11 protein-coding genes and 1 pseudogene are annotated in these 12,549 nt (G+C 65.3%); 11 read left to right on the forward strand and 1 reads right to left on the reverse strand.

Annotation, left to right across the window (positions count from 1 at the left end; genetic code table 11):
- Positions 1–15: 15 nt before the first annotated feature.
- A complete protein-coding gene (locus ACQKPE_RS03430; protein WP_427663364.1) occupies positions 16–828 on the reverse strand; it encodes a crotonase/enoyl-CoA hydratase family protein in 813 nt (270 codons plus the stop codon).
- A 152-nt stretch (positions 829–980) separates the two neighbouring features.
- On the opposite strand from ACQKPE_RS03430, the gene nhaB reads away from it, so the two are divergent.
- The 11 genes and pseudogenes from nhaB to glpT all read left to right on the forward strand — a co-directional run bounded on the left by nhaB (position 981) and on the right by glpT (position 12,022).
- Positions 981–2,483, forward strand: coding sequence for a sodium/proton antiporter NhaB (nhaB, locus tag ACQKPE_RS03435; RefSeq protein ID WP_427663365.1), 1,503 nt, complete (start codon positions 981–983; stop codon positions 2,481–2,483).
- A 157-nt stretch (positions 2,484–2,640) separates the two neighbouring features.
- Complete coding sequence (locus tag ACQKPE_RS03440; RefSeq protein ID WP_427663366.1) at positions 2,641–3,063, forward strand: nuclear transport factor 2 family protein; 423 nt, start codon at positions 2,641–2,643, stop codon at positions 3,061–3,063.
- Positions 3,060–3,812: an SDR family NAD(P)-dependent oxidoreductase gene (locus tag ACQKPE_RS03445; RefSeq protein WP_427663367.1), complete on the forward strand. Its 753-nt coding sequence runs from the start codon at positions 3,060–3,062 to the stop codon at positions 3,810–3,812. The genes ACQKPE_RS03440 and ACQKPE_RS03445 overlap by 4 nt, the downstream gene beginning before the upstream one ends.
- 5 nt (positions 3,813–3,817) lie before the next feature.
- The gene (locus ACQKPE_RS03450) at positions 3,818–5,065 is read left to right on the forward strand and encodes an NAD(P)/FAD-dependent oxidoreductase (RefSeq protein WP_427663368.1); all 1,248 of its coding nucleotides are present in this window, start codon (positions 3,818–3,820) and stop codon (positions 5,063–5,065) included.
- On the forward strand, positions 5,062–5,877 hold the full coding sequence (locus ACQKPE_RS03455; RefSeq protein WP_427663369.1) for a DUF1365 domain-containing protein: 816 nt from the start codon (positions 5,062–5,064) through the stop codon (positions 5,875–5,877). Before ACQKPE_RS03450 ends, ACQKPE_RS03455 begins: the two co-directional genes overlap by 4 nt.
- Positions 5,849–7,108, forward strand: a complete 1,260-nt coding sequence (locus ACQKPE_RS03460) for a class I SAM-dependent methyltransferase (RefSeq protein WP_427663370.1) — start codon at positions 5,849–5,851, stop codon at positions 7,106–7,108. Before ACQKPE_RS03455 ends, ACQKPE_RS03460 begins: the two co-directional genes overlap by 29 nt.
- 2 nt (positions 7,109–7,110) lie before the next feature.
- Positions 7,111–7,599: a DUF2878 domain-containing protein gene (locus ACQKPE_RS03465; RefSeq protein WP_427663371.1), complete on the forward strand. Its 489-nt coding sequence runs from the start codon at positions 7,111–7,113 to the stop codon at positions 7,597–7,599.
- 41 nt (positions 7,600–7,640) lie between these two features.
- Positions 7,641–8,603: an MBL fold metallo-hydrolase gene (locus ACQKPE_RS03470; protein ID WP_427663372.1), complete on the forward strand. Its 963-nt coding sequence runs from the start codon at positions 7,641–7,643 to the stop codon at positions 8,601–8,603.
- 93 nt (positions 8,604–8,696) lie between these two features.
- Complete coding sequence (locus tag ACQKPE_RS03475) at positions 8,697–9,125, forward strand: DUF2231 domain-containing protein (protein ID WP_427663373.1); 429 nt, start codon at positions 8,697–8,699, stop codon at positions 9,123–9,125.
- A complete protein-coding gene (locus ACQKPE_RS03480) occupies positions 9,122–10,414 on the forward strand; it encodes a PQQ-dependent sugar dehydrogenase (RefSeq protein ID WP_427663374.1) in 1,293 nt (430 codons plus the stop codon). Before ACQKPE_RS03475 ends, ACQKPE_RS03480 begins: the two co-directional genes overlap by 4 nt.
- 232 nt (positions 10,415–10,646) lie before the next feature.
- Positions 10,647–12,022: pseudogene (gene glpT, locus ACQKPE_RS03485) on the forward strand (glycerol-3-phosphate transporter).
- The last annotated feature ends 527 nt before the right edge of the window (positions 12,023–12,549 follow it).

Below are 12,549 nucleotides of genomic sequence, written 5' to 3' on the forward strand. Positions count from 1 at the left end.
AGGCGCGTGCGCCAATCAGTCGGCGAACGTCGGTTTCTGTTTGCTCATATGGGCCGCCACAGCGACGCGCAGGTCTTCGGACTGCAGCATCGCGGCGTTCCAGGTAGCGATGTATTCCAGACCATCGTCGATGCGATGGTCGCGCATGTAGCTGAGCATCTCCTTGGTGCCGGCCACGGCGATGGGCGATTTTCCGGCAATGTCCCGGGCGATGGCAAAGACCCCATCGAGCAAGGCGTCCTGGCTGTCGTAGACCCGGTTGACCAGGCCGATGCGCAGCGCCTCCTCGGCCTCGACCACCCGCCCGGTGAAGGCCAGCTCACGCATCATGCCGTCGCCGATGATACGCGGCAAACGTTGCAGCGTGCCGACATCGGCGGCCATGCCCATGTCGATTTCCTTGATCGAGAACTGCGCATCCGTGCTGCAATAGCGCATGTCACAGGCCGATACCAGGTCGATGGCACCGCCAATGCAGTAACCCTGGATCGCCGCCAGCACTGGCTTGCGGCAATTGTCCACGGCGGTGAACGAGCCTTGCAGGCGCAGGATGGTCTTGCGCAGCAGGCGCGCGTTGCGCCCCACGTCCTTGCCCATCTGCCCGGCCAGGGAGGCCAGCATCATCAGGTCGATGCCGGAGGAGAAATGCTTGCCCGCGCCACTGAGCACCACCACCCGCACCGCGTCGGTGTCCTCGACCCACTGGAAGATGTCGATGATCTCCTCCCAGAAAGCTGCGTTCATCGCGTTGATCTTTTCCGGGCGGTTGATCTGGACGTGGGCGATGTTGTCGGTCAGTTCGACCTTGAACGCGGTGTACTCGGTCACGGGCGGCACTCCTGTGGGAAAAAGGTTCACAGCGCCGGACTATAGCGCACCCGCCAGGCTGCACTTGTGCCAAAAGCGGGACTGCCCGTCTTGCGCGGCGCGCCACGTTGGGGCACCTTTCCGCAGTGCTTGAAAAATAAGGATACAATTCCATGCCCCGCACCCTCACCAGCGCCCTCGCCCACAGCTTCCTGGGCCAGTCACCGCGCTGGTACAAGGCCGTCATCTGCCTGTTCCTGCTGCTCAACCCCTTGCTGCTGTTCACCCTCGGCCCGGTCGTGAGCGGCTGGGCGCTGGTGATCGAATTCATCTTTACCCTGGGCATGGCGCTCAAGTGCTACCCACTGATGCCCGGCGGCCTGCTGCTGATCGAGGCCCTGTTGCTGGGCATGACCACGCCCCAGGCGCTGTATGAAGAGCTGCAGCACAACTTCCCGGTGATTCTGCTGCTGATGTTCATGGTCGCCGGCATCTACTTCATGAAGGAACTGCTGCTGTTCCTGTTCTCGCGAATTCTGCTCGGCGTGCACTCCAAGGCCATCCTCGCCCTGCTGTTCTGCGTGCTGTCGGCGTTTCTCTCAGCCTTCCTCGATGCGTTGACCGTCACCGCAGTGATCATCAGCGCGGCGGTGGGTTTCTACGCCGTGTACCACCGCGTCGCCTCTGGTGCCCAGCCGCACGAGCAGCCCCCACTGGACAGCGACCAGCACATCGGCCACCTGCACCGCGACGACCTTGAGCAGTTCCGCGCCTTTTTGCGCAGCCTGCTGATGCACGGCGCGGTCGGCACCGCGCTGGGCGGGGTGTGCACCCTGGTGGGCGAGCCGCAGAACCTGCTGATCGGCCATGAAATGGGTTGGCATTTCGCCGATTTCTTCTTCAAGGTCGCGCCGGTGTCGCTGCCGGTGCTGGTCGCCGGCCTGGTGACCTGCGTGTTGCTGGAGAAGCTGCGCCTGTTCGGCTACGGCACGCTGATGCCCGACGCCGTGCGCGAGGTGCTGGCCGCCGCCGCATGCGAGGACGATGCCGCACGCACCGCATCACAGCGCCTGGCCCTGGTGGTACAAGGCATCGCCGCGTTGATTTTGATCATCTGCCTGGGCCTGCACGTGGCCGAGGTCGGCCTGGTGGGGCTGATGATCATTGTGCTGATTACCGCGTTCACCGGCATCACCGACGAACACCGCCTGGGCCGCGCCTTCCAGGACGCCATGCCGTTCACCGCGCTGTTGGTGGTGTTCTTCGCGGTGGTGGCGGTGATCCACCAGCAGCAGCTGTTCAGCCCACTGATCGCCTCGGTGCTGGCACTGCCGGCGGAGCAGCAGCCGGGCATGCTGTACCTGGCCAATGGGTTGTTGTCGGCCATCAGCGACAACGTGTTCGTGGCCACCATCTACATCACCGAGGTCAAGCAGGCGTTCCTCGATGGCGCCATGAGCCGCGAGCACTTCGAGACCCTGGCCGTGGCGATCAACACCGGCACCAATCTGCCCAGCGTCGCCACGCCTAATGGCCAGGCGGCGTTCCTGTTCCTGCTGACCTCGGCGATCGCGCCGCTGATCCGCCTGTCTTACGGGCGCATGGTGTGGATGGCATTGCCCTACACCGTGGTCATGGGTGGGCTGGGCTGGTGGGCGGTGACCTACTGGCTGTGATCGCCGCCGTCGAGCTTGTCCGCGCAGGGCAAGCTCGACACAAAAGATAAGCTCGACAAAAGTTGTACAAGAAATTTGACTTGTACAATTTTGCGCATAGGCTTCAAGCATACCTGTACAGAAAAAATTTCTTGTACAAGACCGCTTGGAGCCGCTCATGTCCGCGTTTCTCACCCGCTTCGCCAACGGTTTCGCGACGCTGGACGCCAGTTCCCTGGACCGCTTGGGCGAGTTGTACAGCCCCGACGTGCACTTTCGCGACCCACTGCACCAGCTCGATGGCCTGCCGGCCCTGCGCGGCTACTTCGAGCAGTTGTACGCCAATGCCCATGACATTCGCTACGACATCCACGCTACCGACGAAATCGCCCCCGGTGAAGGCTACCTGCGCTGGACCCTGCACTTTCGCCACCCGCGCCTGAACGGCGGGCGGCCGATCAGCCTCGACGGTTGCAGCCACCTGCACTGGGAAACCCAGGTGTACCGACACCGGGACTACTTCGACGCCGGCGCCCTGCTCTACGAGCATATTCCCGTGCTCGGCGGGGTGATCGGTTGGCTCAAGGGGCGACTGGCATGAGCCGCTTCTGGCTGACCGGCGCCAGCAGCGGCATCGGTGCCGCGTTGGCCGAACAGCTGCTGGAACAAGGCCACCAGGTGGCATTGGGCGGGCGTCGTGCCGAGGCGTTGCAAGCGCTGGCCGACCACTACCCCGGCCAGGCGCTGTTGAGCATTGGCGACGTTAGCGACCCCGCCCAAGTCAAAGCCATGCTCGCCGCCGTCGAACAGGCCTGGGGCGCGCTCGATGTGGTGATTCTCAACGCCGGAACCTGCGAATACCTGGAACCCGGCCGGTTCGAAGCGGCCACGGTGGAACGCCTGTTGCGCACCAACGTGCTGGGCGTCAGCCATTGCCTGGAAGCGGTGCTGCCACTGCTGCGCCGAGGCCGCCAGCCACATCTAGTGGTGGTCGCCAGCGCGGTGACCTGGCTGGCCTTGCCAAGGGCTGGAGCCTACGGCGCCTCCAAGGCCGCCGTGCGCTACCTGATGGAGTCGCTGCGTATCGACCTGCAAGCCGAGGGCATCGACGTCACCCTGGTCAGCCCCGGCTTCGTCGACACGCCCCTGACCCAACGCAACGACTTCCCCATGCCCGCACTGTGGAGCGCCGAACGCGCCGCCCGCCACATCGCCACCCGCTTACCGAAACGCCCGCTGGAAATCCGCTTTCCAGCGTTGTTCACCCTTACCCTGCGCCTGCTCGGCGCCCTGCCCGCGCGCTGGCGCCTGGCGCTGGGCCGACGGCTGGCACGCCCCGCACAGGATTAGCACGCATGCGTATCGCCATTATCGGCAGCGGTATTTCCGGCCTCACCTGTGCGTGGCTGCTGTCGCGTAACCACGCCGTCACGGTGTTCGAAGCCGACGACCGGGTCGGCGGCCATACCCACACCGTGGACGTTGACTGGCAAGGCCAGCGCTACGCCGTGGACACCGGTTTCATCGTCTTCAACGACTGGACCTACCCGCATTTCATCCGCCTGCTCGACCAGCTCGGCGTCGCCTCGCGGCCCACCGAGATGAGCTTTTCGGTACACGACCCGGCCAGCGGCCTGGAATACAACGGCAATAACCTAGACAGCCTGTTCGCGCAACGCAGCAACCTGCTGTCGCCGGGTTTCTGGGGCATGCTGCGCGATATCCTGCGCTTCAACCGCCAGGCACTGACCGACCTCGAACAGCAAGGCAGCGTCAGCCGCATGACCCTGGGCGACTACCTGCAAGCACGCAGCTTTGGCCGACGCTTCATCGAGCACTACATCGTACCGATGGGCGCGGCAATCTGGTCGATGTCGCGCGCCGACATGCTGCGTATTCCCTTGCCCTTCTTCGTACGCTTCTTCGCCAACCACGGCCTATTGTCGGTCAACCAGCGCCCACAATGGCGGGTGATCGAAGGCGGCTCGCGCAGCTACCTGGCGCCGTTGTGCAAACCTTTCGCTGGTGGCATTCGCCTCAACTGCCCAGTGGCGCGGGTAGCCCGCGACGAAGCGGGCGTGATGCTCACCAGCGCGGCCGGCCACGAACGCTTCGACCGCGTGGTGTTCGCCTGCCACAGCGACCAGGCCCTGGCGCTGCTGCAAACGCCCAGTGAGGCCGAGCGCCAGGTGCTCGGCGCCATCGGCTACGCCAGCAACGATGTGCTGCTGCACACCGACACCCGGCTGCTGCCACGTCGGCACAAGGCCTGGGCCAGCTGGAACTACCGCCTGGGTGGGCCGCAGCAGGCGCCGGCGGCGCTGACCTACAACATGAACATCCTGCAGGGTATCGACGCCCCGGTGACCTTCTGCGTGAGCCTGAACCAGAACGATCAGGTCGACCCCGCCCAGGTGCTGGCGCGTTTCAGTTACGCCCACCCGCAATACAGCCTGGCAGCGGTCGCCGCCCAGGCACGCCAGGCCGAACTGCAAGGCCAGCAGCACAGCTATTTCTGCGGCGCCTACTGGGCCAATGGTTTCCACGAGGACGGCGTGGTCAGCGCCTTGCGCGTGGCCGAACTGTTCGGGGAGCGGCCATGAACAGCCGCCTGTGCCAGGGCTGGGTCAGTCATAAACGCTGGGGCCCGCGCGTGCATGCCTTCCGCTACCCCATCGGCATGCTGTACCTGGACCTGGACGAGCAGGCCCGACTGCTAAGCCTTTCGCCCCTGCTCAAGGCCTCGCGCCTGGCGCCCCTGAGCTGGCGCCCCAGCGACTACCTGCCAGCCTGGACACGCCAAGGCATGGCCCTGAAGGACGCGGTGCGCGCGGTGCTCGGCCAGGTGCTGAACGAAGTGCCGCAAGGCGCGGTGTTCCTGCTGACCCAGCCGCGCAGTTGGGGGCTGTCGTTCAACCCGGTGAGTTTCTATTTCTGCCATGACCGCGACGGGCGGCTGGCGGCGATCCTGCTGGAGGTGCGCAACACCCCCTGGCGCGAGCGCTTCCACTACGTGCTGCCGGTACAAGCGGATGCACCCGGCGAATTCGTGGTGGCCAAGGCCTTCCATGTCTCGCCGTTCCTGCCCGCCGACATGCACTACCGCATGCGTTTCGCCCTCAAGGCCGAGCACCTGCGCATTCACATGGAAAACCACCGCGACGGGCAGAAGGTGTTCGCCGCCGACCTCGCCCTGCGCTGCCAGCCCGTGGATGCCAAGGCCCTGGGCAAGCACCTGCTGGCCTTCCCCTGGATGAGCCTGCGCACCGTCACCGCCATCTACTGGCAAGCCCTGCGCCTGCTGCTCAAGCGCACCCCGCGGCACGACCACTACCCCAGCCAGGGCGAACCGCGCCTGGGCCAACACCTTACCGAGGAGTCCGAGCATGCCGAACACCACCCTGAGCGTCAGTAAAGCCAGCGCCTTGGCGCCACTGCTCGGCAACCTGGCGCGCACTGCGGTGCTCAAGCAGCTGCGCGGCCTGTGCCATGGCCACCTGCGGTTGCGCTGGCAGGGCCAGCAATGGAGCTTCGGCGACAGCACCAGCGCCTTGCAGGCCGAAGTCGAAGTGCTCGACGAAGCCGCCTGGGGGCTGGTCGCGAGCAATGGCTCGATCGGCTCGGGCGAGGCGTATATCCAAGGCTACTGGCGCAGCCCGGACCTGGCCGCGGTCACCCGCCTGTTCGTCGCCAACCTCGAGGTGCTCGATGGCCTCGAAGGCGGCCTGGCGCGCCTCGGGCGCCCGGCGCTGCGCCTGCTACACCGGCTCAACCGCAACAACCGGCGCGGCTCGCGGCGCAATATCCTGGCTCACTACGACCTGGGCAACGCCCTGTTCGAACGCTTGCTCGACCCCACCCTGATGTACTCGGCGGCGCGTTTCGAAAGCCCCGAGCAGACCCTGGAGCAAGCGCAGCTGAACAAGCTGGAACTGATCTGCCGCAAGCTCGAACTGCAACCGAGCGACCACTTGCTGGAGATCGGCACCGGCTGGGGCAGCCTGGCCATTCATGCCGCCACGCGCTTCGGCTGCCGGGTCACCACCACTACGTTGTCCGAGGCGCAGTACGCCCACACCCAGGCCAGGGTCAAGGCCCTGGGCCTCGAGGCCCAGGTCACGGTGCTGCGCCAGGACTACCGCGACCTGCAAGGGCGCTTCGACAAGCTGGTATCGATCGAGATGATCGAGGCCGTCGGCCACCGCTACCTGCCCACCTACTTCCGCCAATGTGCTGCGCTGCTCAAGGAAGATGGCCTGATTCTGCTGCAAGCCATCACCATCCGCGACCAGCGCTACGCCCAGGCGCGCCGCTCGGTGGACTTCATCCAGCGCTATATCTTCCCCGGTGGCGCCCTGCCGTCGTTGAGCGTGCTGCTGGCCACCGCCAGCCGCCAGACCGAGCTGAACCTGGTGCACATGGAAGATTTCGGCCAGGACTACGCACGCACCCTAGAGTACTGGCGCGACAACTTGCGCCAGTCGCGCACTGCGTTGCTGGAGCTGGGTTACGACGAAGCCTTCCAGCGGCTGTGGGAGTTCTACCTGTGCTATTGCCAGGGCGGTTTCCAGGAGCGCGCCATCGGTGTGGCGCAATTGCTCTGGGCTGCGCCCGCCGCCCGCCGGGCACCGCTGCCCGGCCACTGAACATGAGCCGGGCCTGGTTGCTGGGCAATGCGCTGTGGCTACAGGCCGGCTGGTGGGCGTGCGTGCTCGGTCCGCACCACCCGTGGCTGTTGCTGGCGGTGCTGGCCGGGCTGGCGCTGCACCTGGGGCTGGTTTCTGGCCGACGTGAGGAGCTGGGCGTGCTGCTGCGCGTTGGGGTGGCGGGCAGCCTGCTGGATGCCAGCCTTGGCGCACTGGGCGTATTCGACTTCGACCAGCAGCCCCTGCCGATGTGGCTTGCGCTGCTGTGGCTGGTGCTGGCCAGCGGCATGCGCCATAGCCTGGTCTGGGCGCGCCAGCCGGCCTGGCGTGGCGTCTTGCTGGGGCTGTTCGGCGGGCCAGCGGCGTACCTGGCCGGCGCACCGTTGGCCGGTGTCGGCCTGCCCTTGGGCAACCTGGCCACCGCGCTGCTGCTGGCGCCGCTCTGGGCCCTCTGGCTACCCCTGTGCCTGCGCCTGGCAACGCCCCGCTGACGCCGTACACTACCCCGATAAACCTGCAAGGAATTCTCTTCATGGACCTGCTGTTCCTGGGCACCTCCGCCGGCGTCCCCACCAAGGCCCGCAACGTCAGCGCCACCGCCGTGATCGAGGCGAACGGCAGCGGTTGGTACCTGGTCGATTGCGGCGAAGGCACCCAGCACCAACTGCTGCGCACGCCGCTGTCGGTGCGCGACCTGCGCGCAGTGTTCATCACCCACGTGCACGGCGACCACTGCTTCGGCCTGCCGGGCCTGCTGGCCAGCGCCGGGATGTCCGGGCGCACCCAGCCCTTGGACATGATCCTGCCTGCCGCCCTGCACGACTGGGTGCGCCTGGGTCTTTCAGTCAGCCATAGCCACCTGCCGTTCGCGCTGCGCCTGCATGCCGTGGAAACCCTGCAAGGCTGGCACGACGACACGCTCAGCGTAGACACCGTGGCCCTGTCGCACCGAGTGCCCAGCCGCGCCTTCGTGTTCACCGAGCGCAACCCCGAGCCGCGCCTGGACACCCCACGCCTTACGGCCGACGGCATTCCCCGTGGGCCGCTGTGGGGCGAACTGGCCCATGGCCGCGCCGTGCGCCACGACGGGCGCCTGCTAGAGCCCAGCGAGTACCTACGGGCCTCGCGGCCAGCCCGGCGGATCGTGGTGTGCGGCGACAACGACGACCCCGGGCTGCTGGCCGATGCCGCACGGGGCGCGAACGTGCTGGTGCACGAGGCGACCTTCACCGAGCCGGTGCTGGCACGCAGCGGCAACAGCTACGGCCACAGCACCGCCGCAGCGGTGGCGCGCTTCGCCGAGGTAGCGGGCGTGGCGAACCTGGTGCTGACCCACTTCAGCGCGCGCTACCAGGCCGACCCACGGCTCACGCCATCGATCGAGGATGTGCGCCAGGAAGCCCAGGCGCTCTACCGGGGCAACCTGACCCTGGCCGAAGACCTCAAGCGCTATCACCTGGGGCGCGATGGCTGCCTGATGCTGGCGCAAAACTGATCGGGCTGAACTATTCACGCCCTACGACGATCCTTTCCTAGGCGCGGCCCGCTTGCAGGCGGGTCTCTCATTGCCGAATGAAAGGAAGCCGCCATGACCACGACCGTCCACCCCACCTACCGCTGCACACCGGGGCCGCTGCACGCGACCCTGCTCGCCGGTAGCGTGCCGCTGTTCCTCGGAGCCCTGCTCAGCGACATCGCCTATTACCAGAGCTACCAGATCCAATGGGCCAACTTCGCCGCCTGGCTGATCGCCGGTGGCCTGCTGTTCTGCGGCCTGGCACTGCTGTTCGCGCTGGGCAACCTGGTGCGGGCACAACACCGTTCCGGGCGCCCTACCCTGTATTTCCTGCTGTTGCTGGCAACCTGGGTGCTGGGCATGTACAACGCCCTGGAGCACGCCAAGGACGCCTGGGCGGTGATGCCGGTCGGCCTGGTGCTGTCGGTGCTGGTCACCGTGCTGGCCTGTGTGGCGACCTGGGTCGGCCTGACCAACCTGCGCTCGGAGGTGACGGCATGAAGGCCCTCCATACCCTGCCCCTGCTCGGTCTGACCCTGCTGCTCGGCGCCTGCGGCGGCGAAGGCGACGCCACCCAGTCACGCGGGCCGGACCCGAAGCTGCCCGCCCCCGAACGCGGCCTGCTGCCGAGCATGAAGATCGCCGAGCCCGCCGAATGGGGCCAGGAAAAACCCCGCGTGCCGGAGGGCTACAGCATCACCGCCATCGCCACCGACCTGCGCATTCCGCGGCAGATGCTGGTGCTGCCCAACGGTGACATCCTGGTCGCCGAGGGCCGTGGCGGCAATGCCGCCAAGCTCAAGCCCAAGGATGTGATCGCCAGCCAGATCAAGGCCAAGGGCAACACCCAGGTCAAGGGCGGCAACCGCCTGACCTTGCTGCGCGATGCCGACGGCGATGGCACCTACGAGCTCAAAACGGTGTTCGCCGAGAACCTCAACGCGCCCTACGGCCTGGCCTACAACGCCGGCAAGCTGTACGTGGCCAACCAGGATGCGCTGGTGGTGTTCGACTACCAGGATGGCCAGACCAAGGCCAATGGCGCGCCGAGCAAGCTCGCCGACCTGCCCTCGGCGATCAACCACCACTGGACCAAGGCCATGACCATCAGCGCCGACGGTCGCTACCTGTACGTGGGCATCGGCTCCAACAGCAACGTCACCGAGCGCGGCATGGAAGTGGAAATCGACCGCGCGATGATCTGGCAGATCGATGCCCAGAGCGGCGCCCACAAGCCCTACGCCACCGGCATCCGCAACCCTACGGCGCTGACTATCCAGCCAGGCAGCGGGCAGTTGTGGACGGTGGTCAACGAGCGTGACGAACTGGGGCCGGACCTGGTGCCGGACTACCTCACCTCGGTGCGCGAAGGCGGCTTCTACGGCTGGCCCTGGAGCTACTGGGGCAAGAACGTCGACACCCGCGCCCAGCCGCAGAACCCGGAAAAGGTGGCCAGCGCCATCACCCCGGACTACAGCCTGGGTTCGCACGTGGCGGCGCTGGGCGTGGACTTCTCAGAAGCGTCGATGGGCGAGCGCTTCGCCGACGGCGTGTTCGTGGGTGAGCACGGCAGTTGGAACCGTCCCAACCCGGTGGGCTACAAGGTGATCTTCGTGCCGTTCCGCGATGGTCGCCCGGCGGGCGAGCCGGTCGATTTCGCCACCGGTTTCCGGGGTGAAGACGGCAAGACCCGAGGGCGCCCGGTGGGGGTCACAGTCGACCCGAAAGGTGCGCTGCTGATTGCCGATGACCTGGCCAATACCATTTGGCGGGTAACGCCAAACCGTTGAAGCTGAATGGCACCGGCTGCGCCGGTGTTCGCGGCGGTTCGGCGTCCCGACAAGCCCGCTCCTACAGGATTGCACTGACCCTGTAGGAGCGGGCTTGCCCGCGAATAGGCCAGAAAAACCACCCCCAAAGTTCGATAAACAACACCCACTCCGACAAAAAGCGATATTTTTTCTGTAATGAAAATGTAATATTCGCTTTCGCATACCTACAACAACGTCGGAGCTTCACTCCATGCTTGCCTTCTTCCGCCCTGCCGCACACCGCGCGCCCCTGCCCGAGGAGCGTGTCGACAGCACCTACCGCCGCCTGCGCTGGCAAATCTTCGCCGGTATCTTCATTGGCTACGCCGGCTACTACCTGCTGCGCAAGAACTTCTCCCTGGCCATGCCCTACCTGATCGAGGAAGAAGGCTACACCCGCGGGCAACTGGGCGTGGCCATGTCCGCCATCGCCATTGCCTACGGCCTGTCGAAGTTTCTCATGGGCCTGGTCTCGGACCGCTCCAACCCACGCTACTTCCTGCCCTTCGGCCTGCTGGTGTCGGCAGCGGTGATGTTCGTGTTCGGTTTCGCACATTGGGCCACGTCCAGCGTGACCATCATGTTCGTATTGCTGTTCATCAACGGCTGGGCCCAGGGCATGGGTTGGCCGCCGAGCGGGCGGACCATGGTGCACTGGTGGTCGCAGAAAGAACGCGGCGGCGTGGTGTCGGTGTGGAACGTGGCGCACAACGTCGGCGGCGGCCTGATCGGCCCGCTGTTCCTGCTGGGCCTGGGCTGGACCAACGACTGGCATGCCGCCTTCTACGTACCCGCCGCCGTGGCCGTGGCGGTGGCCATGTTCGCCTTCGCCACGATGCGCGACACCCCGCAGTCGGTGGGCCTGCCGCCGATCGAGCAGTACAAGAACGACTACCCGGAAGGCTACGACGAAAGCCACGAGAAGGAGTTCTCGGCCAAGCAGATCTTCGTGCAGTACGTACTGCGCAACAAAATGCTGTGGTATATCGCCCTGGCAAACGTTTTCGTCTACCTGCTGCGCTACGGCGTGCTCGACTGGGCGCCCACCTACCTGAAGGAAGCCAAGCACTTCAGCGTCGACACCACCTCCTGGGCGTACTTCTTCTACGAATGGGCGGGCATCCCCGGCACCCTGCTGTGCGGCTGGATGTCGGACAAGATCTTCCGTGGCAACCGTGGCCTGACCGGCGTGGTGTTCATGGCCCTGGTCACCGTCGCCACCCTGGTGTACTGGCTCAACCCACCGGGCAACCCGACCGTCGACATGATCGCGCTGTTCTCCATCGGCTTCCTGATCTACGGCCCAGTCATGCTGATCGGCCTGCAGGCGCTGGAGCTGGCGCCGAAGAAAGCCGCCGGTACCGCCGCCGGGTTCACCGGCCTGTTCGGCTACCTGGGTGGCTCGGTCGCTGCCAGCGCGGCCATGGGCTACACCGTCGACCACTTCGGCTGGGACGGCGGCTTCGTGCTGCTGATCGGCGCCTGCCTGCTGGCCATCGCCTTCCTGTTGCCGACCCTGCGGCACACCCAGGCCGCCAGCAAGACCCGCGAGGTGCTGGCCTGATCGCCAATCGACAGCCGCGCTGAACAACGATGCCGGTGACAGTGATGTCACCGGCATCGTTGTTTTCAGGCCGCTGAAAGTTACCCATGCACGGGGTTTGAATTATTCGCACAAGGCAATGGCGATTAACTACATCGCGCACACAAAAAAAAGCCGCCTGCAAGCAGGCGGCTAAAAAACCAAAGGGTGATGAAGTGGAGCGCAGCCAGGAAACCGCTTAAACATCAGGGCCCTGGCCACAGCAATGCTTCATCGGGGTCAATTCTAGCCCCGGGGTCTTGAAATATTTTAATTAATCAAGGTGATGTCGACTATTAACAAAAGACAATAGTACCTGGCGACGGGAGTTTGCTATTCGCGCAATGAAGACATGATCTGTTACATCACTGGAATAAATACATTAATAAAGCCCTTAACGCCTGCCAAGGCAATTCCAATTAAACAGCATGAACGATCACTGTTGCGGCCCCCACGTACGCACCTATTCATTGGCGCAATCACTGCGCGCTTATCACGAGAACACCCCAAGCCACGCTTTTATTCCATGATT

The sequence above is a fragment of the Pseudomonas sp. NPDC089554 genome (genome assembly GCF_050280645.1).
Taxonomy (GTDB): domain Bacteria; phylum Pseudomonadota; class Gammaproteobacteria; order Pseudomonadales; family Pseudomonadaceae; genus Aquipseudomonas.

Coding starts and splice junctions, on each gene's coding strand:
- nhaB (WP_427663365.1), top strand. CDS start 981: ATGCCCCGCACCCTCACCAGCGCCCTCGCCCACAGCTTCCTGGGCCAG.
- ACQKPE_RS03440 (WP_427663366.1), top strand. CDS start 2,641: ATGTCCGCGTTTCTCACCCGCTTCGCCAACGGTTTCGCGACGCTGGAC.
- ACQKPE_RS03445 (WP_427663367.1), top strand. CDS start 3,060: ATGAGCCGCTTCTGGCTGACCGGCGCCAGCAGCGGCATCGGTGCCGCG.
- ACQKPE_RS03450 (WP_427663368.1), top strand. CDS start 3,818: ATGCGTATCGCCATTATCGGCAGCGGTATTTCCGGCCTCACCTGTGCG.
- ACQKPE_RS03455 (WP_427663369.1), top strand. CDS start 5,062: ATGAACAGCCGCCTGTGCCAGGGCTGGGTCAGTCATAAACGCTGGGGC.
- ACQKPE_RS03460 (WP_427663370.1), top strand. CDS start 5,849: ATGCCGAACACCACCCTGAGCGTCAGTAAAGCCAGCGCCTTGGCGCCA.
- ACQKPE_RS03465 (WP_427663371.1), top strand. CDS start 7,111: ATGAGCCGGGCCTGGTTGCTGGGCAATGCGCTGTGGCTACAGGCCGGC.
- ACQKPE_RS03470 (WP_427663372.1), top strand. CDS start 7,641: ATGGACCTGCTGTTCCTGGGCACCTCCGCCGGCGTCCCCACCAAGGCC.
- ACQKPE_RS03475 (WP_427663373.1), top strand. CDS start 8,697: ATGACCACGACCGTCCACCCCACCTACCGCTGCACACCGGGGCCGCTG.
- ACQKPE_RS03480 (WP_427663374.1), top strand. CDS start 9,122: ATGAAGGCCCTCCATACCCTGCCCCTGCTCGGTCTGACCCTGCTGCTC.